A 19,280-nucleotide genomic window follows, 5' to 3' on the forward strand; every position below is an offset into this window, starting at 1 on the left:
CGAGAAACGACGGTCCCCGGCGCGACGAGCGGACAACGCCTGCGCGCAGTCATCCGGCGGCGTCGCCGCGCCGGAGCGTTCCGCACCGCAAGAGCGCCATGCGTTGCAGGGCGTGGCGTTTGCACGCGCTTGCGGGTACGAACTCCTCTTGCTTCTCGTTCGAGACCGGCTCGCGGCCGGAGGAACGCCGACGCGACCCGCGCCGTGTTCCCCCACGATCCCGCCCCCCGCTCTCCAAGGTCGATTGCCCGTGCCGTTTCCGACGCTTCCAGCCCCGCTTGCGCGGACGCTTGCCGCACGTGGCTACGAGGAGCCGACGCCGGTCCAGGAGGCCGTGCTCGATGCCGCCTCGCAGGGGCGCGACCTCCTCGTCTCGGCCCAGACCGGTTCCGGCAAGACCGTCGCCTTCGGCATCGCCGTGGCCGAGCGCCTGCTCACCGAGGAGGGCACGCTGCCGCCCCCCGGCGCCCCGCTCGCGCTGGTGATCGCGCCGACGCGCGAATTGGCGCTTCAGGTCGAGCGTGAGATCACCTGGCTCTATGCCGAGACCGGCGCCCGCGTCGTCTCCTGCGTCGGCGGCATGGATCCGCGCCGCGAGGCCCGCGCGCTTGACGCCGGCGTCCACATCGTCGTCGGCACGCCGGGGCGCCTGCGCGACCATATCGAGCGCGGCCGTCTGAAGACCGAGACGCTCGAAGCCGTCGTGCTCGACGAGGCCGACGAGATGCTCGATCTCGGTTTTCGCGACGACTTGGAGTTCATCCTGTCCTCGGCGCCGACCACGCGCCGCACGCTGCTGTTCTCCGCGACGCTGCCGAAGCTCATCACGGCTCTGGCCGAGCGCTACCAGCGCGATGCGCTCCGCCTCGCGGTGGCCGGCGCCTCGCGCGGCCACGCCGACATCTCCTACCGCGCCGTGCGCGTGCTGCCGCGCGAGATCGAGCACGCCGTCGTCAACATCCTGCGCTACGTCGATGCGCCCACCGCCATCGTCTTCTGCAACACCCGCGAGGGCGTGCGGCACCTGCAGGCCTCGCTGATCGAGCGCGGCTTCACCGCCGTCGCGCTCTCTGGCGAACTCGGCCAGGGCGAGCGTAACGCGGCACTCCAGGCGCTGCGCGACGGCCGGGCGCGCACCTGCGTCGCCACCGACGTTGCCGCCCGCGGCATCGACCTTCCCGGCCTCGACCTCGTCATCCACGCCGACCTACCGCACGACGCCGAGGTGATGCAGCATCGCAGCGGGCGCACCGGCCGTGCGGGCCGCAAGGGTACCAGCGTGCTCCTCGTCCCGGCCTCGCGCCGCCGCCGCGCCGAGCAGATGCTGCAACTCGCCGGTGTGAATTTCGAGTGGAGCGGTCCGCCCACCGCCGAGGAGGTTCGCGCGCTCGACCGCGACCGCATGCTCGACGACCCCTCCTTCGCCGAAGAGCCGAACGAGGAAGACCGCGAGTGGGCGGACGCCCTGCTCGCCAAGCTCCCGCCGGAGAAGCTGGCCGCGGCCCTGGCGCGCGCCTACCGCGCCCGCATCCCGGCCCCCGAGGATGTCAGCGACCCGAATTTCTCCACCGATTCCCGGCAGAGCCAGCGCAAGGCGACCCAGGGCGAGCGCGGCACCGTGCCGGTCGGCGCCCCTCGCGTCGGCGACGACGGCCCTTCGGTCTGGTTCCGGCTGAACATCGGCCGCCGCGATTCCGCAGATCCGCGCCGCCTCCTGCCGATGCTCTCGCGTCGCGGCGGCATCGGGCGCGGTGACATCGGCGCGATCCGAATCTTCGATCGCGAGACGAAGTTCGAAATCCGCGCCGCCGCGGCCGCCGACTTCGCGGCCGCCTTCGCCGAGCGCGGACCGCCGGACGTCGCGATCGAGATGCTGGCCGGGGAGGGCGTCGCGCCGCCGAAGCAGCACAGCCCCCGCGCCGCCAAGCACCGCCGCGAAGTCGGCAAGCCGCCGAAGCGCCAGCGGGGCTGACCGGCCCTCGGACGGACCGTTCGCGGCATCGAACCTGCGGGCTGGACCATCCGGTCGCGGGTCGATCCAAGGCTTTGTCGCATCGCCACGTTCGGGCTGACGCCGTGCTCGGCGCAGGTCGAGGCAGAGCCCCGCTACCGATAGCCCTTACGTCTGACGCCTTTGCCGCCCGCCGCATGCGCGGCGCGCGCATCGACGTACGCCAACCGTCGGCGGCTTCGAGAATCGAAGCCCGCAATGTTGAGATGTCATACCGTTTCCGGTCGATTTCTTCGGCTTACTACGCACGCCCCCGTCCCTGGACGGGCGGAGCGTCAGCGGAACCCGATCCGGGGCCCAGCATAAGGACGTCGCGAAGCGTCGAAACGTCTGCGCCGTTCGTATCGAGCCGCTGGCGCGGCCCTTGTCACGCTGGGTCCCGGATCACCGTCCACTGCGTTCCCGGCGTCTGGGAAAGGGGCGCGGCATCGAACGGATCAACCGGAAACGGTATCAATCGTCCTTGCCGTCGCCGCCGAAGAGGCCGCCGATCGCCTTGACGCCGGCGCGGAACTGACGGGCGCCGGGGATGTCGGATTCGTCCGAGGCCGCGCTCTTGGCAGAGGATGCGGCAGCTGCCGGCTCCGGATCGGAGGCATCGGCGACTGTCTTGCTCGTCGGAGCTTTCCGCGCAGCCGTCTTTTGCACGGGCGGCTTGGCGGCGACGGGTTTGCGGGCGGGCTGAGCGGAAGCCGTTGCCGTCGATGTCGGCTCCTTCACCGGCTCGTGGGTCTCGCTCGGCGCGACCGATGCGACAGCATTGGTCTGAACCGGCTTCGCCTTGACGGTCTCGGTGCGGGCCGGAGCGATCGTCGCCACGGTGCGGGCCGGTGCGGCGACGGTCGCGACCGTGCGCGTCTCCGGCAACGTCGCCGCGTTCTGGATCGGCGGCGGGGTTTGGCCGGTGCGCAGGGCCGGAACCTGCGGCTCGCTGACGGCAGCCTGTACGACCGGGGCGGGTTTAGCGACCGGAGCAGGCTCGGCAATCGGTGTCGAGACGGCGGCGTGCTCGACGGGAGCCGGCTGCGCTGCTGCCGACTCGCTGACGATGGGCCGCGGAAGCTTGAGGGTGGCGGCCTTCGGGGGCGCAATCGCCTCGCCGTTGACCAGCGCCGGCATCCCGTCCTTCAGGTCGGGCATGGAGGCCGCAGCCTGCATCGGGCGTGGGGTGCGGGCACGAGGATCGGCCAGCGTCGAGAAGAACGAAAAGGCGCCAACGGAGAAGGCGAGCAGTCCTGCTCCCCCGAGACCGCCGATCAGCACCGCACGGGTCGGAAGCCGAAGTCGCGGCTTCGCCGTCGGCTGCGTGGTGGAGGTCCCGTGACGGACCTCGGACGGATCGATGTTCACCGCCATCAGGTCGGACTCTCGAACGTTGTACGATGGCAACGACCCGACCCCGACATTGCGGCTACAAGATGACTGGAATCGTCGAGGCAGTCGTCGCGCCTCGGGATTCACAGAGAAACTGATATAGATTGGTGCGATTAACGAAGGGTCACCGATCAGCACTTGGGTCGCATCGGGATGCGGACGAATGAGATTCTTCGCGGCGACTCCCGGTCCCCCTCTCGACTCTGCGTATCGTCAGGAAACGCGGACGCGTGGGACGGCACTCTGGCTGGCGATGCACGACCTCGTGTTTTCCTTAAGAGAATCATCAGTGCATCCGGCCGACCCGCAACATGGACTTCGCCGAAGCGATCGGCGAGGTTGCGACCCAAGTCGAAACAGCAAAGATTAAAGTCGCTTATCCGATGGCCGGTTGCCGAAATATCCCGTTCTCCGGGGCGGCGCAGACACATGCGGCGGTGGTCTGAGCATTTCGCCGATGACCATGATGCCGAAGACGACGCAGTTCGACAGCCCCCCCATCGCGCGGGCCGGGACTTCCGGCCGCGCCTCGATCTGGGCTGCCCTCCCGACGCGCACGCGCCTGATCCTCGTGGTGATCTTCATCGATCTGATCGCGGCGATCGTCTCCTGCGGCGTGATGGTGCTGAATGCCCGCTCCGCCGTGAAGGTGGAGATGAACGCGACCCGTGCGACCGTCGAGCCTCGGGTTGCCGACACCATCCGCATGGCCCGTAGTCCGACGCCGGAGAGCCTGCTCCACACCCTCGACCTGCGCTTCCAGACCCTTCGCCACGTCCGCGTCGCGGTGTTCGATGCCAGCGGTGCGCGCACCGGCTCCGTGCTGTCGGACGGCCGGCGCGACCGGCACGTCGCCCCGGCCTGGTTCGTCGCGCTGATCGCACCGCCGCCCGAGCAGCACGAGTTGCCGATCGTCGCCAACGGCGAGCGGATCGGCAAAGCGGTCATCACCGAAGAGCCGCTCGACGAGATCGACGAAGTCTGGGGCTACGCCGTATCCCTGTCGCTGGCAGGCCTGCTGCTCAACTTCGCGGTCCTGGTCGCCCTCGCCATCGCCTTCGGGCGCGTGCTGCGGCCCCTCGAACGCCTCGCCGACGGACTGACCCAGCTCGAGCGTCACGATTACACCGCCCATCTCGATCCGCCGGCTTCCCGCGAACTCGCGGTGATCGCCGAGCGCTTCAACAGTGTCGCCGGTGCGCTCGGCGAGGCGCGCGCAGCCAACGGCCGCCTCAACCGGCAACTCCTCACGGCGCAGGACGACGAGGGCCGGCGTATCGCGCTGGAACTCCACGACGAGTTCGGCCCCTGCCTGTTCGCGTTGGAGGCCAACGCCGCCTCGGTCGCGCGCATCGCGGAAGGGACGAATGCGCCCGATCGCGCCAAGCTCGCGGCGCGGGCGGCCGACATCGGCGGCATCGTCGGCCAGGTCCAGACCCGCAACCGCGAGCTGCTCAACCGGCTGCGCCCGCATGCGCTCGGCCAGGTGCCGCTCGCCGAATGCCTCAACCTGCTGCTGGCCGATTTCGGACGGCGCCATCCCAACACGCGTTTCTCGGGCAGCTTCGACGGGCTGGCGCGGACCTACGGTGATCTCGTCGATCTCACCGTGTTTCGCTGCATCCAGGAAAGCATGACCAACGCCGTCCGGCACGGCAGCGCGACCGATATCCGCGCTGAGGCGCGCGCGAGGCGCGAGCCGGATGGTTCGGATACGGTCCTCCAGGTCAGCGTGCGCGACGACGGCGTCGGACTTCCGCCCGATCACGGCACCGGCCTCGGTCTGTCGGGCATGCGCGAGCGCGTCGAGGCCCTCGACGGCGTGTTCGAACTTGACAACGCCGCTCCCGGGGCAGTTGTGCGGATCGCGATCCCCATCGACCCCGAGAGAGGCGAGGAGGCACGGTCCGCCGATCCGCCATCCCCGCCCTCGTCCTGAACGCTCCCTGACCATGAACGCCCAGACCAGACCCGACCCCACCCGAAGCCGCGCCGTGCTTCCGGTCCTCGTCATCGACGACCATCCCATCGTCCTGCAAGGCTGCCGTCGCGTGCTGGAGGATGCCGGCATCGAGACCGTCGTCGAGGCCACCGGCGTGGTCGCCGGCTACCGTGCCTTCTTCCGCCTTCGGCCGCCGGTGGTGATCTGCGACCTGACCTTTCAGGGCAGCGGCCTCGCCGGCCTCGGTTTGATCCGGCGGATGCGGGCCGTCGAGCCGGCGACGCGCATCTTGGTCTTCTCGATGCACAACGACCCCGTCATCGTCTCGCGGGCGCTGGAGGCGGGGGCGCTGGGCTACGTGCTGAAGGATCACGCCTCGAACGAGCTGTTCCAGGCCTTCGAGCAGGTGCGCAAGGGCGACGTCTATCTTGACCGCCGGCTGGCCACCGAGGTTGCGATGCTGCGCGCCGATCCGCGCCGCACGCCCGAGACGCAGTTGACGCCGCGCGAGCAACAGATCCTGGCGCGGCTGGCGCAGGGCAAGTCCTACGGCACGATCGCGTCCGAACTGTCGGTCAGCTACAAGACCGTCACCAATGCCTGCTCCCAGATGCGCCAGAAGCTCGGCGTCCGCACCCTGGCCGAGCTGATCCACGTGGCGGTGACGCAGGCACAGCGTCAGGGCTGATCGTTTCCGGCGGATCAGGCACGCGGGATCGCATGCGATCCCGCGGTCGAGCGGCGTCTCAGGTTCCGCCGCCGTCCTCTCCCGCGAAGAACCCGAACTGCGTGCCGGGATCGCGCCGCGGTTCGGCGAGGCCGATATGACGGAAGGCGTGGGCGGTCAGCACACGCCCGCGCGGCGTGCGCTGCACGAAGCCCTTCTGGATCAGGTAGGGCTCGATGATGTCCTCGATCGCGTCGCGCGGCTCGGACAGCGCGGCTGCGATGGTCTCGATGCCGACGGGGCCGCCGCCGAACGATGTGGCGATCATCGTCAGGTACTTGCGGTCCATCACGTCGAGCCCGGCCGGGTCGACGTCGAGGAGTTGGAGCGCCCGATCGGCGACGGCGCGGCTGACGCTGCCCGATTCCGCGACCACGGCGAAATCGCGCACCCGTCGCAGCAGCCGGCCGGCGATGCGCGGCGTACCGCGCGCCCGCTTGGCGATCTCGTTGGCGCCCTCCGCCGACATCGGCAGGCCGAGCACCCGTGCGCCGCGGGCGACGATCAGCTCCAGCTCGTCGATGTCGTAGAATTCGAGCCGGATCGGAATCCCGAAGCGGTCGCGCAGCGGCGTGGTCAGCAGGCCTGCGCGGGTGGTGGCGCCGACGAGGGTGAATTTCGGCAGTTCGATCTTGACCGAACGGGCCGCCGGCCCTTCGCCGATGATCAGGTCGAGCTGGTAATCCTCCATCGCCGGATAGAGAATCTCTTCCACCGCCGGATTGAGCCGGTGAATCTCGTCGATGAAGAGGACGTCGTTCTCCTCGAGATTGGTGAGCTGCGCCGCGAGGTCGCCGGCCTTGGCGATGACTGGGCCGGAGGTCGAGCGAAAATTCACGCCGAGTTCGCGCGCCACGATCTGCGCCAGCGTCGTCTTGCCGAGGCCCGGGGGCCCGACGAAGAGCACGTGGTCGAGGGCGTCCTTGCGCGCCTTGGCCGAATCGATCGCGAGCTTGAGCTGCGCCCGGCCTGCCCGCTGGCCGATGAACTCGGACAGGCTCAGGGGCCGGATCGACTGGTCGGAATCGTCCGGCCGCTTCTCGGGCGTCAGGAGCGGGTTCGGCGTCGGATCGATCTGGATCTCCTCCAGCGGAGGCCCGGATGCCCGACGGGGAGGAGACCTGCGCTTGCTCAACGGAACTCGCTCGGGGATTTTTCGGGTGCTGCCGCAGCGATCGAAACGCGAAGGGGCCGGGGCGCGGGCGTTGCCCGATGTCGCATACCGGGACCGATCGCGCTACACTTCGCGACGACGGCCACCAGTCGCTACGGACGAGGCCCGACCATGGGCTACCGACATCGCGAATTCGACCACCTTGCCCTCGACGACTTCGAGGAGCTTTTTGCCGATAAGCCGCGCGACGAACGCTGGGAACTGATCGGCGGTCGCTTGGTGTGCGTGCCGGCCGGCACGCGTTGGGAGCATGCGCGGATTGTGCGGAACATCGCGGATGGGCTGGACAACGGGTTTGCGGCGTCCGGGTCGCCCTGCCAGAGCTTCACGGAAACCTTCTACCTGAAGAGCCGGCAACTCGACGTGGCGATGCTGCCCGATGTGATGGTCGTCGATGGCGATCTCGAGCCGGGCGCGACCTCGGTCGACGATCCGCTCGTGCTATTCGAGGTTTTCTCGCCCGGCACCGAAGCGCGCGACAGGGTCGAGAAATGGCATCTCTACCAGCAGCTCGAATCGCTGCAGCATTACGTCCTGGTCTCTCGGGACCGTCCGCACCTCGAAGCTTTCGATCGCATCGATGGCGTCTGGAGCCGGTGGCGACCGCTCGAAGGTCTCGATGCGGTCCTGACGCTTCCTGCTCTCGGCGCCTCTCTGTCTCTCGCCGAAATCTATCGGCGGGTCATCTCCGTTTGAGCGCGGGGCCGACGGCGCTTCGCGACGCGCAGCCGGCCCTCGCACGTTATGTCAGCCTTCCTCGGGCGGGACCTGCTCCAGGCCACCGACATGCTTCTGCGCGTAGAGCGGCAGGCCGATCTGGCCGATCAGGTCGAGCTGGGTCTCGAGGAAGTCGATATGGCCCTCCTCGTCGGTCGCCAGGGCCTCGAACAGGATCTTCGTCACGCGGTCGTTGATCGAGTCGCAGTACTGCGCGGCTTCCAGGTAGAGCGCGCGCGCCTCGGTCTCGGCGGCGAGATCGCACTCGATGATCTCCTGGACGTTCTGGCCGATCCGCAGCGGATCAAGCTCCTGGAGATTGGGGAAGCCGTCGAGGAACAGGATCCGGTCGACGAAGCGATCGGCGTGCTGCATTTCCTCGATCGATTCCTTGCGCCAGAACTTGGCGAGGTCGACGTAGCCCCAGTCGTTGAGCATGCGGAAATGGAGCCAGTACTGGCTCACCGCGGTCAACTCGCTGCGCAGGCCCCGGTTGAGATACTCGATGACCTTGGCATCGCCCTTCATTCGCTACTCTCCTCTTGTGTCCGAGGGCCGTAGCGAACCGACGATGCGTCCTAGGCTGCGACCTCTTCGAGGTCTTCTGTAGTTTGGAATTGTACCAAACTGCAAGGGGTAGAGCAGCTGGTCGCGCATGAGGCATGCGCATCGCCGCCGGCTTCCATCAGGGCGTTCTGCATGATGGAGCGGATGGTGCGGGCGCAGCGCCCGCATTTCGCGCTGCATCCGAGGCAGGCATAGACCTGGGCCGGGGTCCGCGGACAACCGGGGCCCGGCGTGATGCAGCCGCGGACCTGGCCGTCCGAAAGGATGTTGCAGGAACAGACGATCATGCGTGCAGTCGCGGACTCGTCGGGGTGGGAGCGGAGTGTGGGCGCCCTTCGAAAAGCACCATTCCATCGCCTTCGCGCGATTTCATGGCGGTTTTCGGCCGACGCCTCATGGAGCAACCGCAGTTTAGAATTCTTAAAAACTTTAGCCTTATCAGCAGTTTAGAGTGCGAATGACCCGTTTGCAATGGCGGGGCGGTACCGATCCGAGGGCGCAGCCGGCGCGTGTGTGACCCCGCACCTCAATGGGCCATCAGCACGGGAATGGCGGCGTGCGAGAGGATGTGGCTCGTCGGTCCTCCGAAGATCATCTGGCGCAGGCGGCTCTGGGTGTAGGCCCCCTTGATGAGCAGGTCGCAGCCGAAGGTCGCCGCCTCGTCGAGATAGACTTCTCCGGGCGTGCGTCGGCCTGCGGGCAATGCCTTGTGGAACGCCTCGATGCCCTCGCAGGCGAGCGCTCGCGCCACGTCCTCGGCGCTTGGTCCGGGCACCATGCCGCCGTCGGCGCTGAGCACCAGGATGCGGCGGGCGCGGCGCAGGAACGGCATGGCGAAAGCCACGGCGCGCGCGGTCTCGGTGGAGCCGTTCCAGGCGACGACGATCGCCTCGCCGAGCGAGGAGGGTGGCTTCGGCGGCGCCAGCAGGATCGGGCGGCCGCTCTCGAACAGCGCCGTCTCGACGGTGGTCATGCGCGGCGACGATTCCTCCGAGCCGGGCCGGCCGACGATGGTCGCCGCGAAGAGCCGGGCGTACTGGCCGAGGAAGGCGTCGCCCGGTGGCACGTCCGGCCGCCAGCGGAAGCGCGGGCCGGCGCTCATTGCGGCCTCCGGCGCGCAGGTGCCGACGGCATCGCGGCGCGGCAGACCCGCAGCCTCCATGAAGGCGATGAAACGGTCGCCTGCGGCCTCGGCTTCGGCCCGGTCGGCCTCCTCGTCGCGCAGCCATGTCATGCCGCCGACCATGTCGACGGGCACGTATTCCGCGAGCGCCGGGCGCAGCGAGACGCCCTCGATCAGGCTGCCGAAGCGTTGGGCGACGAGCAGCCCCGTCTCGAACACCGAGGGCAGGGCTTCGTGCAGGGCGACCGGAACCAGCAGAGTCTTCACGACGCAGGACCCTCCATAGAGCGCTGTCCGACGTGGCGGATGCCGGTTGGTCGGAAAGCGCCTCGCAACACGGATCTGGAACCGCCGGCCGGATGCAATCCGGTCGGTCACGGTTCCAGGACCGGGGCGAGGCTAGATCCGTTTCGGCTCGGCGGAAACGTGAGGGCCCGCCTCCTCAAGAGTTTTCTCGTCGCCCGGCCGCTCATGATGGCCGGGGTCGAGCAATCTGCGTGCCCTTCGCGTCAGCGGCCGCTCGACCACGCGATAGACGACGAGCGATACGACAACCGCCAGTCCGACCATGAATACGAGGCTGCCCCAGGCCCCGAGATGCTGTGCGAGCCCGGCGCGCAGGATCGCCTCGCGCGTCGCGCGCAGCACGAAGGGGTGGACGAGGTAGAGCGCGTAGGAGGCGTCGCCGAGCGCGGCCGCCGCGCGGACCGGGAGGGACGGCGCGCCGTCGCCGCGGGCCGCCGTATCGCGCCCGAGGGCCGCCGCCGCGACGAGCAGGGCCGACGGAATACCGTAGAGGATCGGGTGAAGCGCCGGGCTCGGCTCCGGCACGAGCATCAGCAGGCCGATCCCGACGGCCAGCAACAGACTCCGCACCGGCCATCCGATGCGCACGCCCTCGGCGCGGGCAAGGCCGAGCGCCGCACCGAAGGCGAATTCGAGGATGACCGGGCTCGCCCAGAAGGCCAGCGGCATCGGCATGTCCGGAAACGCCGCGCGCGCCAGGGCGAGGATGCCCAGCGTCGCGACGAGCCACACGACCGCCGCGCGGCGTCCCCAGCCGAGGCCGATCGCGAACAGCGCGTAGAAGAACATCTCGCAGTTCAGCGTCCAGCCGAGGCCGTAGAGCGGCAACGCCGTGCCGTCCGACCGCAGCATCGGCCAGAACAGGAACGAGGCGGCAACATAGACCGGATCGAGACCGGCCGCCGCAACGTCCCCGGTGAGCATTCCCGGAACGGCGAGGGCGATTGCGAGATAGGCGGCGCTCACCAGCCAGTAGAGGGGCACGAGCCGCGCCACGCGATGCGCGAGGAAGCGCCGTCGCCCTCCCGGCCGGCCGTAGAGCGAGCCGGAGGCGTAGACGATGATGAAGCCGGAGATCACGAAAAAGACATCGACGCCGGCCGGCCAGGGCAGCAGCGTACTCGGTCTGAAGCCGAGATCCGTTCGGTTCGCGAGCGCGGCCGTTTCGAACTGGGCGTGGTGCATCACCACGAGCAGGGCCGCGACGGCCCGCAAGGCCTGGACGAGAACGAGCTTCACGCTGGGAGCCCTGCATGCGGGCGGAAAACCCGGGCGGGTATCGATCCCAGGGTCCGGCCGGTCAAGGTCGGGTCCAGGCACGGCTTGCCGTGCAGTGCAAGTCACCGTGGGATCTATCGGCGCTCGCCACCGACCTTGGATTCAAGATCGGCATTCGTGCCGATCAAAGCTTTACTGTATTCAGTGTATATCCTGGTCGGGCATTCAAGAACAATAAGTGTGTTAGATTTGTAACTTATACTCGATATAACTCACAGAAATACACATAGGTTAATGTTTTTCTCGTGTCTTAGGCTGTAGTCGAAGACTTGATTGAACAGGGTTGCGAACTAACTCAAATGGCTGCCCGCACCGCGATGGCCCTGTTGAGGAACCCGGGAGGAAATTCTGAATACGGCGGAATGCGAGAGGATCGAGGCTGTCATCGAACTCTGTCGCGAGGCGCGGGAGCGGCTTCAGCCCGATACATCGTTCCGCTTGCGGGTCCTGATCGACATGGCGCTGCTGGAACTCGGCAAGGAACTCGCGCGGTTGAGCCTGGGCCGGCAGGCCTGAGCCATCCAAGCACATCGCAGGGTGCCCAGCCGAAGCGGCGTGCATTCCGGCTGAGCGGGCATCGTGGAAAAGAAGTCGCAGCCGCCCCTGTTTGCAGGGCGGCCGGACGGAACGCGACGCATCGAGCGGTGTCAGACGCGATGGCCTCGGGTCGGCTACGGAAAGGTTCTCGCCTGCCGCCTGCTTTGTCGAGCCGTGGGCATGCCCTGCTCGAACAAGGATCTCAAGCTTCCGTGCAACCGATCAGGGCCGAGGTCTTGAGCTTCGTGCCATCGCTTTCCACGACGGAATGGAACTCCCCCGTCTTCGGATCGCGGATCCGCAACTCGCCCTGCTCGATACCGAAATGTGCGCCGTGCAGGTGCAGCTCGCCGGCTTCGACACGTTCGCGCACGAAGTCGAAGGTGAGCAGATTCTCGAGGCTCTGGGCGATCGAGGCGTATTCGAGCCGGGTCAGATAGCCGGGCTTCTCGACCGAATCTCCCTTCTCTTCGAGGGTCTTGGAGGCCGGCTCGACCAGCGAGACCCACTGTCCGATGAAGTTGCCCTGCGAAAGGGGTTTGGCATCGGTGGCGTAGGCTTTGATGCCGCCGCAGGTGGCGTGGCCGAGCACCACGATGTGCTTCACCTTGAGACCCTGGACCGCGAATTCGATGGCCGAGGACGTGCCGTGATAGCCGCCGCCGTCCTCGAAGGGTGGGACGATGTTGGCGACGTTGCGGATCGTGAAGATCTCGCCGGGGCCGACATCGAAAATCACCTCGGGGGCGACGCGGCTGTCGCAGCAGCCGATCAGCAGGACCTCCGGCTTCTGCCCGTCGGCGAGTTCCTTGTACTTCTTCTTCTCCTCGGGAAGGCGCTCGCCCAAGAAGCTGCGGTAGCCTTCGGTCAGGACATCGGGAAACATCGTTCGTTCGCTCCGTTTGTTCATTGGGGGATCGTACGCGACAGCAACGGTTGGAAGGCGATCAGGCTCCCCGCCACATGAGCGTTTCCGGGGTCTCCGGTACCTCACCGCGTGCGATCCGGCACGCGAGATCGGTGAGGCCGGCCGGCTCGATGCGGGCGTCGGTGGTCGCGAGCTCGTCGAGCGGCCACCAGCGCGTGCCGATCACCGGGTTGTCTTCGGTCTCCGCGAGCATGTGCGTGTCGATTCGGTCGTCGGGCAAGCGCACGACGAAGTAGCGCTCGCGGGCATCGCGCGACTTGTCGAACAGGTGGAACGGCCCGTCGCAGAGTGCGACCTGCGGTCCGATCGCGGCGTCATGGACGCCGATCTCCTCGCCGAGCTCGCGCCGGCAAGCCTCTTCGTGCGTCTCGCCGGGCTCCAGCCCGCCGCCGGGCATGAACCAGAAGTTCTTCGCCTCCGGATTGGCGGGCGCGGGCCTCACCGCCTCGTATTCGATCAGCAGCAGTCGGTTGGCCGGATCGAACACTAGGGCGCGGGCGATGTGGCGGATCGTCAGGGGCTCTGAGGTCGTGCGAAGTTCTGAGGTCATGGCCGAGACCTATCAGGAATGATCGGCCGGTGCCCAGATCACGATCGGTAAGCCGTAGGCGTCGTGCTCGATGGCCGCCGGCAGCGGGACCGCACGGCCCGCGGTGATGTCTCGGGCGACGACGAGCGCCGCCATCGCATCGAGATGGTCGTCGCGCCCGACCCCGCGCGGTGGAGGCGAATGTACCAGGGCCTCGGGGAGCCCCGCGCCGATCAGGAGATCGCGCCGCTCCGCCAGCCCTTCCTGCCGGCGCGGCCCCTTCTTGCCCGCCTGCAGCCGGCGGTCGCCGTTGAGTCGGAAGAACGCGACCTCGGGATGAACCTCGTGAACGCGCGCGCGCAGGCCCGGCCGCGCCCGCAAGAGCGTGTCGACCGAGCGCACGGAGCGCAGGATGTTCCAGCACTGGATCGAGGGCGCGAAGGGCGGATCCGAATACGCTCGCGAGAGCGCCTTCGCCTCTTCGTAGTCAGCGGCGTAGACGGCCACGCGCGGCGGCACAGGAAACACGCTGGATCGCCCGGAGCCGAGGAACAGGCGCGCCGCGCGGTCGGCCGGCCGGCCCTTGTCGACGACGCGGTCGGGAAGCCCGATCGGTACGTCGATGCCGACGACGGCCGGCGCCTCCGGCCCGTCCACGACATCCTCCACAGTCGCGAACAGGGCCGAGCGGTGCCGTTCGGGCGCGTCGAGATCGAGCAGCACGCCGGCCCAGGCGCCGCGACATCCGTCGAGACCCGCGATCCATCGCGGCATGGGTCGATCCTTCCGGCGGCGCCGTTGCTTGTCGGACGGTGGCATAGGACGGTATCGCCACGGCGGTCGATGCCGGGAGAGATCAGCCATGTCCTCGATGCGCCTTCCCTGGGCGGCAGTCTGATGCGGATCGCCGTCCGGCTGCTTGATCCCCGGCTCCGGGACTGGGGGTTTCCGCGCCGCGGCTCGGCGCATTCGGCCGGCCTCGACCTGTTCGCCTGCCTCGATGGGCCGTTGGCGATCGCGCCGCAGGCGCCGGCGATCCTGATCCCGACCGGGCTCGTCGTGATGATCCGCGATCCGGACTGGTGCGGCCTGGTGCTGCCGCGCTCCGGCCTCGGCCATCGCGAGGGCCTCGTGCTCGGCAACGGCACCGGCGTGATCGACGCCGACTACGAGGGCCCGCTCATGGTTTCGGCCTGGAACCGCAACCGGGCGCCGGCCGACGGCGAACTGCCCGCCCACATCGTGATCGAACCGGGCGACCGGATCGCGCAACTCGTCGTGGTGCGCGTCGCGCAGCCCACCTTCGAGATCCTCGACGATGCGGGCGCCGACGACCGGCCGGCCGGCGGGGGCGCACGGGGCGGTGGAGGTTTCGGGTCGAGTGGCCGGCGCTGAGATCCGTCGCCGAACGAGCCGATCCGGTTCGCTTGCCCGAAGGTGCCACATGCCGGCACCCGAACCGATCTCACGCATGCGTGCCGCGCGACGTTCGGCGGCGCGGACTTTCAACCCCGATTAACGGCTATCGGCTAGGTTTCGCGAGTCGTTGGGGTGCTGGGGGGCATCGGCTCGACAGTGACGGGCCGGCAGGACGACGGGCAGGACGACGGGAATGTTGGAAGCCACGCGTGCGGAGACCGGCAACGCCCTCGTGGCGGTCGTCGCAGCCAAGACCCCGATCCAGCTCGTCCTGGCCCTGCGCGGCTTCGACTGCACCACCCATGTGATCCAGAGCGCCCATGCCGCGCTCGCCGACCTCCCCGCCCAGCCGCCCGACGTTCTCGTGATCGAGCACGATGCCGGCCTCGACGCGTTCGGCCTGACCCGGTCGCTGCGCGCCGTTCCGGCTCTCGTCCGGACGCCCATCCTGATCGTCGCCGTCGGCGAGGGACGCACCGAGCGCCGGGCCGCCCTCCAGGCCGGGGCGACGGACCTGATGCTCAAGCCCGTCGACACGCTGGACCTTCAGATCCGCCTGCGCACCCTCATCGAGCTCGCCGCCGCCCGCCGGGACGGCGAACGGCAGAATGCGGCGATGAACCGGCAGATCGAAAACGCCGTCGCCGAGGTGTCGGCCCGTGAACGCGAGATCGTGCGCCGCCTGATGCTCGCCGCCGAATTCCGCGACGACCAGGCCGGGGATCACCTGACGCGCGTCGCCGGCTGCACCATCGCCGTGGCCGAAGGGCTTGGGCTTTCGGAGCCGGAAGCCAACGACATCGCGCTCGCCTCCACCATGCACGACATCGGCAAGATCGGCATTCCCGACGAAATCCTGCTGAAGCCGGGCCCGCTCACGGAGGCCGAGCGGGAGGAGATGAAGCAGCACGCCCTGCGCGGCTACCGGATGCTGCACGACAGCCCCTCGCGCCTGCTCCAGCTAGCTTCCGAGATCGCCCTGACCCATCACGAGCGCTGGGACGGAAACGGCTACCCGCAAGGCTTGAAGGGCGAGGAGATCCCGCTTGCGGGCCGCATCGTCGCGGTCGCCGACGTGTTCGACGCCCTCATCTCCGCCCGCGTCTACAAGCCGGCCTGGCCTCTGGAGCAGGCTCGCGCGCATCTCGAGGCCCAGGCCGGCACGCATTTCGACCCGGCCTGCGTCGCGGCTTTCGTCTCCCGCTGGGAGGACATCGTCGCCCTGGTGCAGGATCGCCCGGCGACGTCCCACGCCGCCTGACGCGCCGCGCGCACTGCCGTGTGCTTGGGCGATTTGATCGCGCATCGGGCAATTGCGCGACTTGAATCGGCACGATGACCGCGTATTGAGCAGGCGCTCGACCGTGGCCGTTCCGAAGGCTTTTCTTGATGCGCTGTCTCGCCCTGTGCGGCTCGACCTGTTTTGGGCTGGTGCTGCTCGCCACGCCCGCGCTCGCTGCCGCGCCCGTGATCGATACCGGCCATACGGCCTGGATCCTGACCGCCTCGGCTCTGGTGCTGTTCATGACGCTGCCGGGCCTCGCGCTGTTCTACGGCGGCCTGGTCCATGCCCGGAACGTGCTCTCGGTGCTGATGCAGTGCTTCGCGATCTGCAGCGTCGCCTCGGTGCTTTGGGCGATCTGCGGCTACAGCCTCGTCTTCGACGGAACCGGCGCTCTGATCGGTGGCCTCGGCAAGGCGTTCCTGACCGGCCTCGATGCCGTCCGCACCCCGACCCTGCTGCCGGAGAGCGCCTTCGCGCTCTACCAGATGACCTTCGCGGTGATCACGCCGGCGCTGATCGTCGGCGCGTTCCCCGAGCGGGTGACGTTTCCCTTCGTGGTGCTCTTCTCCGCCCTCTGGCTAATGCTGGTCTACGTGCCGGTGGCGCACTGGATCTGGGGCGGCGGCTGGCTGTTCGGCCTCGGCGTGCTGGATTTTGCCGGCGGCATCGTGGTGCACACCACGGCAGGCATCGCGGCGCTGGTCCTAGCGGTGATGATCGGCAAGCGCCGCGGCTTCCCGGCCCAGATGACGCCGCCGCACAGCCCCGGCATGACCATGGCCGGCGCCGGCATGCTCTGGGTCGGCTGGTTCGGTTTCAACGGCGGCAGCGCGCTCGCCTCGGACGCCAGCGCCGCCAACGCGATCCTGGCGACGCACCTCTCGGCGGCGGCCGGCGCCATGGCCTGGACCGCGGCCGAGTGGATCAAGATCAGGAAGCCCACCTCGATCGGCATCGTCACCGGCGCGGTGGCGGGGCTTGCCACGATCACGCCCGCGGCCGGTCTCGTCGCCCCGGGTGCCGGCATCCTCATCGGCTTCGCCGGCGGCATCGTCTGCTTCTACGCAACGCTGTACGTCAAACAGCGTCTGCAGATCGACGATTCCCTCGACGTCTTCGCCGTCCACGGCGTCGGCGGCATGCTCGGCTCGCTGCTGCTCGCGGTCTTCGCCCTGCCGGCGCTCGGCGGCATCGGGCTCGGCGAGAGCGGCACGGTCTGGACCCAGCTCGGCGTACAGGCGCTGGCGATCGTCGTGACCATCGTCTGGTCGGGCGTCGTGACCTATGGCCTGACGCGGGCGATCGGCCTGCTCACGCCCATCCGCGTCGACGCGGAGGCCGAGTACGAGGGCCTCGACCTCACGTCCCATGGCGAACGTGCGTACGAGTACGGCTCGTAGCCGGACGGATCCGCACCGCCGCGTGATCGATCCGCACGGAGCTGCCGAACCCGGCTGAAACCGGCCGATCTTGCTCGTCGCCGCCGCCCGCTCTGCGGGTCATCAAGGACGCATCGAAACGCAAGACTCCGGCTCCTCCGGAGGCAGGAGGCGACGATGCAGCAGAGTGTTCGCGAGCCGACCATCCGTCCGTATCCGGGCACCCGCCCGATGGCGCTCCTGGTGCTAGCCTTCGGCGTGGCTATCGGCGGCGCGCTTGCCGGGACGCCCGTGCGGGCGATCGACCCGCCCGATCTCGCCCCGGCCACTGTGCCGTCGGGCACGCTCGCTGGTCTCGCCGATGTCGTTCGGAAGCCGGTACGCATGATCCCGCTGCCCGTCCGCGACGAGCCTCAAACCGCCGGCCATTGAGCCGTGGCGATGCGCGCGCTTAGGTCGTCATCCGTGATCCCGCTTTCAGGATGACGCTCCAAGTTCCTGTTTTGCGTCGGTTTTTCCGAAGACCGGTGACCGCTTTCGAGCCCGATACCTTAGCAAGGCACGTAGACAGGGCCGCCGTAGCACGACTTCGATTGGTTGGGATCGCGGGACAACGCAGTGCCAAGACCCGGGCTTGGATCACGCGTATTCATCGACGCGCAGCCGGACGCGAGGCAGGCAAGGATCAAGGCCGAAATGAGATTCTTGCGCATCGTTTCCCCCTCTTTCCGCGCCGAGTATCAACCCGGCATGGGGGTGAGTCTGCTGCAGGCCGAGCACAGGTGCGAAGATTGTTGAGGGGGGCTGATATGTCTCCGAGAGCTACGACAAGCACGCTATCGCAGCCTTAATCTTACGACGATAGCTTGGCGTCACGAAACGCCAGCGCCCACAAAGCCTTGGATCTACTCGAATCCTAGGGTGTCACCTTGGATATTGTATCCACGATAGGGCTCGGCGTTGCCGAGTTGCATCGGATATGCGGAAAAACAGCGACCGCTCGTCGGGTCGATGCTCTAATGATCGCCCATGACGCCGGCCTCGTCCTGTGCCTGCAACACGTCGGGGCGCGGCATCGAGATAATGTTGTAGCCCGAATCGACGAAGTGGACCTCGCCGGTGACGCCGCTGGAGAGGTCCGAGAGCAGGTAGAGGGCCGAGCCGCCGATATCGTCGAGGGTCACCGTGCGCCGCAGCGGCGCATGCGCCTTCTGGTGGTTGAACATCAGGCGGGCGTCGGCGATGCCGGCACCGGCCAGCGTGCGCATCGGTCCGGCCGAGAGGGCGTTCACGCGGATGCGGTCGGGTCCGAGGTCCATGGCGAGGTAGCGCACGGAGGCCTCGAGGGCCGCCTTGGCCACGCCCATGACGTTGTAGTTCGGCATGACGCGGGTCGAGCCGCCATAAGTCAGCGTGAGGAGCGAGCCGCCGTTCTTCATGCGCTTGGCTGCGCGCTGCGCGATCTCGGTGAAGGAGAAGCACGAAATCGTCATCGTCCGCGCGAAGTTCTCACGCGTCGTGACGTCGACGTAGCGGCCCTTGAGCTGGGTCTTGTCCGAGAAGCCGATGGCGTGGACGACGAAATCGAGCTGGCCGTCGAAACGCTCGTCGAGGGCGGCGAAGGTGGCGTCGACCGATGCGATGTCCTCGACATCGCAGGGCAACACGATCCCGGAGCCGATCGAGGCAGCGAGTGGAGCCACGCGCTTTCCCAGGGCATCGCCCTGATAGGTGAAGGCGAGTTCGGCGCCCTGGGCATGGAGCGCCTGGGAGATGCCCCAGGCGATGGAATGGTTGTTCGCGACCCCCATGACGAGGCCGCGCTTACCCTTCATCAGACCTGTCATGAGACGCTGCCTTGCCCGACCTGCACGCTCGTCGGGCTCGAAGACCCGATCCTGAACGGGGACGCTTAGCGTGCGAGCGGCAGCCCTGTCCACGTGCGAGGGTTCCGGACAAACAAAAGCCCCGCCTCGATCTCGGT

General features: G+C 68.2%; 19 protein-coding genes. 9 read left to right on the forward strand and 10 right to left on the reverse strand.

The features are described 5' to 3' along the window. The first annotated feature begins 250 nt into the window (after window positions 1-250). Window positions 251-1,972, forward strand: a complete 1,722-nt coding sequence (locus MFF07_RS07195) for a DEAD/DEAH box helicase (protein WP_147817774.1) — start codon at window positions 251-253, stop codon at window positions 1,970-1,972. Between the two features lie 492 nt (window positions 1,973-2,464). Here the strand turns inward: MFF07_RS07195 and MFF07_RS07200 are convergent, their stop codons facing one another. Then, window positions 2,465-3,367, reverse strand: a complete 903-nt coding sequence (locus MFF07_RS07200; protein ID WP_238231300.1) for a hypothetical protein — start codon at window positions 3,365-3,367, stop codon at window positions 2,465-2,467. A 329-nt stretch (window positions 3,368-3,696) separates the two neighbouring features. On the opposite strand from MFF07_RS07200, the gene MFF07_RS22490 reads away from it, so the two are divergent. From MFF07_RS22490 to MFF07_RS07210, 3 genes are read left to right on the forward strand one after another with little or no spacing between them, the layout of a single operon-like run. Next, window positions 3,697-3,831, forward strand: a complete 135-nt coding sequence (locus MFF07_RS22490) for a hypothetical protein (RefSeq protein WP_283206816.1) — start codon at window positions 3,697-3,699, stop codon at window positions 3,829-3,831. 20 nt (window positions 3,832-3,851) lie between these two features. After that, a complete protein-coding gene (locus MFF07_RS07205; RefSeq protein ID WP_373322282.1) occupies window positions 3,852-5,324 on the forward strand; it encodes an ATP-binding protein in 1,473 nt (490 codons plus the stop codon). A gap of 13 nt (window positions 5,325-5,337) precedes the next feature. Further along, the gene (locus MFF07_RS07210) at window positions 5,338-6,015 is read left to right on the forward strand and encodes a response regulator (protein ID WP_147817772.1); all 678 of its coding nucleotides are present in this window, start codon (window positions 5,338-5,340) and stop codon (window positions 6,013-6,015) included. A gap of 58 nt (window positions 6,016-6,073) precedes the next feature. Here MFF07_RS07210 and ruvB read toward each other — a convergent pair whose 3' ends face one another. Further along, window positions 6,074-7,135 (reverse strand): Holliday junction branch migration DNA helicase RuvB, encoded by a 1,062-nt coding sequence (gene ruvB / locus MFF07_RS07215; protein WP_283206818.1) that lies wholly within the window; start codon window positions 7,133-7,135, stop codon window positions 6,074-6,076. Between the two features lie 204 nt (window positions 7,136-7,339). Between ruvB and MFF07_RS07220 the strand changes: the two genes are divergently transcribed. Next, complete coding sequence (locus MFF07_RS07220; RefSeq protein ID WP_238231306.1) at window positions 7,340-7,924, forward strand: Uma2 family endonuclease; 585 nt, start codon at window positions 7,340-7,342, stop codon at window positions 7,922-7,924. Between the two features lie 51 nt (window positions 7,925-7,975). Here MFF07_RS07220 and bfr read toward each other — a convergent pair whose 3' ends face one another. The 7 genes from bfr to MFF07_RS07255 form a co-directional block, all read right to left on the reverse strand. Further along, complete coding sequence (gene bfr / locus MFF07_RS07225) at window positions 7,976-8,473, reverse strand: bacterioferritin (protein ID WP_147817770.1); 498 nt, start codon at window positions 8,471-8,473, stop codon at window positions 7,976-7,978. Window positions 8,474-8,523: 50 nt separating this feature from the next. Next, entirely contained in the window at window positions 8,524-8,799 is a 276-nt protein-coding gene (locus MFF07_RS07230) for a (2Fe-2S)-binding protein (protein WP_238231308.1), read from the reverse strand. A gap of 239 nt (window positions 8,800-9,038) precedes the next feature. Then, complete coding sequence (locus tag MFF07_RS07235) at window positions 9,039-9,902, reverse strand: universal stress protein (protein WP_238231310.1); 864 nt, start codon at window positions 9,900-9,902, stop codon at window positions 9,039-9,041. Window positions 9,903-10,034: 132 nt separating this feature from the next. Next, a complete protein-coding gene (locus MFF07_RS07240; protein WP_238231311.1) occupies window positions 10,035-11,180 on the reverse strand; it encodes an acyltransferase family protein in 1,146 nt (381 codons plus the stop codon). 778 nt (window positions 11,181-11,958) lie between these two features. Next, window positions 11,959-12,642, reverse strand: a complete 684-nt coding sequence (locus MFF07_RS07245; RefSeq protein WP_147817907.1) for a carbonic anhydrase — start codon at window positions 12,640-12,642, stop codon at window positions 11,959-11,961. 61 nt (window positions 12,643-12,703) lie between these two features. Next, window positions 12,704-13,234, reverse strand: a complete 531-nt coding sequence (locus MFF07_RS07250; protein WP_238231313.1) for an NUDIX hydrolase — start codon at window positions 13,232-13,234, stop codon at window positions 12,704-12,706. Between the two features lie 12 nt (window positions 13,235-13,246). Next, a complete protein-coding gene (locus MFF07_RS07255; RefSeq protein ID WP_238231316.1) occupies window positions 13,247-13,987 on the reverse strand; it encodes a DUF429 domain-containing protein in 741 nt (246 codons plus the stop codon). Between the two features lie 69 nt (window positions 13,988-14,056). Between MFF07_RS07255 and dut the strand changes: the two genes are divergently transcribed. The 4 genes from dut to MFF07_RS07275 all read left to right on the forward strand — a co-directional run bounded on the left by dut (window position 14,057) and on the right by MFF07_RS07275 (window position 17,728). Further along, window positions 14,057-14,608, forward strand: a complete 552-nt coding sequence (dut, locus tag MFF07_RS07260; RefSeq protein ID WP_373322268.1) for a dUTP diphosphatase — start codon at window positions 14,057-14,059, stop codon at window positions 14,606-14,608. A gap of 217 nt (window positions 14,609-14,825) precedes the next feature. Then, window positions 14,826-15,893 carry an HD-GYP domain-containing protein gene (locus MFF07_RS07265; RefSeq protein ID WP_238231318.1) on the forward strand — a complete coding sequence of 356 codons (1,068 nt, stop codon included), beginning with the start codon at window positions 14,826-14,828 and terminating at the stop codon, window positions 15,891-15,893. A 128-nt stretch (window positions 15,894-16,021) separates the two neighbouring features. Then, window positions 16,022-17,317, forward strand: a complete 1,296-nt coding sequence (locus MFF07_RS07270; protein ID WP_238231320.1) for an ammonium transporter — start codon at window positions 16,022-16,024, stop codon at window positions 17,315-17,317. Between the two features lie 156 nt (window positions 17,318-17,473). Further along, entirely contained in the window at window positions 17,474-17,728 is a 255-nt protein-coding gene (locus MFF07_RS07275; protein WP_238231322.1) for a hypothetical protein, read from the forward strand. A 584-nt stretch (window positions 17,729-18,312) separates the two neighbouring features. Here the strand turns inward: MFF07_RS07275 and fabI are convergent. Then, window positions 18,313-19,143, reverse strand: coding sequence for an enoyl-ACP reductase FabI (fabI, locus tag MFF07_RS07280; protein ID WP_147817901.1), 831 nt, complete (start codon window positions 19,141-19,143; stop codon window positions 18,313-18,315). Window positions 19,144-19,280: the final 137 nt, after the last annotated feature.

The sequence above is a fragment of the Methylobacterium thuringiense genome, assembly GCF_022179645.1.
Classification (GTDB): domain Bacteria; phylum Pseudomonadota; class Alphaproteobacteria; order Rhizobiales; family Beijerinckiaceae; genus Methylobacterium; species Methylobacterium thuringiense.

What these genes read in the sequence shown, in the direction of transcription:
- MFF07_RS07245 (WP_147817907.1), bottom strand. Translation starts at nt 12,642, where the DNA reads ATGTTTCCCGATGTCCTGACCGAAGGCTACCGCAGCTTCTTGGGCGAG.
- dut (WP_373322268.1), top strand. Translation starts at nt 14,057, where the DNA reads ATGCCGGGAGAGATCAGCCATGTCCTCGATGCGCCTTCCCTGGGCGGC.
- MFF07_RS07255 (WP_238231316.1), bottom strand. Translation starts at nt 13,987, where the DNA reads ATGCCGCGATGGATCGCGGGTCTCGACGGATGTCGCGGCGCCTGGGCC.
- bfr (WP_147817770.1), bottom strand. Translation starts at nt 8,473, where the DNA reads ATGAAGGGCGATGCCAAGGTCATCGAGTATCTCAACCGGGGCCTGCGC.
- MFF07_RS07250 (WP_238231313.1), bottom strand. Translation starts at nt 13,234, where the DNA reads ATGACCTCAGAACTTCGCACGACCTCAGAGCCCCTGACGATCCGCCAC.
- MFF07_RS07265 (WP_238231318.1), top strand. Translation starts at nt 14,826, where the DNA reads ATGTTGGAAGCCACGCGTGCGGAGACCGGCAACGCCCTCGTGGCGGTC.
- MFF07_RS07270 (WP_238231320.1), top strand. Translation starts at nt 16,022, where the DNA reads ATGCGCTGTCTCGCCCTGTGCGGCTCGACCTGTTTTGGGCTGGTGCTG.
- fabI (WP_147817901.1), bottom strand. Translation starts at nt 19,143, where the DNA reads ATGACAGGTCTGATGAAGGGTAAGCGCGGCCTCGTCATGGGGGTCGCG.
- MFF07_RS07205 (WP_373322282.1), top strand. Translation starts at nt 3,852, where the DNA reads ATGCCGAAGACGACGCAGTTCGACAGCCCCCCCATCGCGCGGGCCGGG.
- MFF07_RS22490 (WP_283206816.1), top strand. Translation starts at nt 3,697, where the DNA reads ATGGACTTCGCCGAAGCGATCGGCGAGGTTGCGACCCAAGTCGAAACA.
- MFF07_RS07200 (WP_238231300.1), bottom strand. Translation starts at nt 3,367, where the DNA reads ATGGCGGTGAACATCGATCCGTCCGAGGTCCGTCACGGGACCTCCACC.
- MFF07_RS07210 (WP_147817772.1), top strand. Translation starts at nt 5,338, where the DNA reads ATGAACGCCCAGACCAGACCCGACCCCACCCGAAGCCGCGCCGTGCTT.
- MFF07_RS07220 (WP_238231306.1), top strand. Translation starts at nt 7,340, where the DNA reads ATGGGCTACCGACATCGCGAATTCGACCACCTTGCCCTCGACGACTTC.
- MFF07_RS07275 (WP_238231322.1), top strand. Translation starts at nt 17,474, where the DNA reads ATGCAGCAGAGTGTTCGCGAGCCGACCATCCGTCCGTATCCGGGCACC.
- MFF07_RS07230 (WP_238231308.1), bottom strand. Translation starts at nt 8,799, where the DNA reads ATGATCGTCTGTTCCTGCAACATCCTTTCGGACGGCCAGGTCCGCGGC.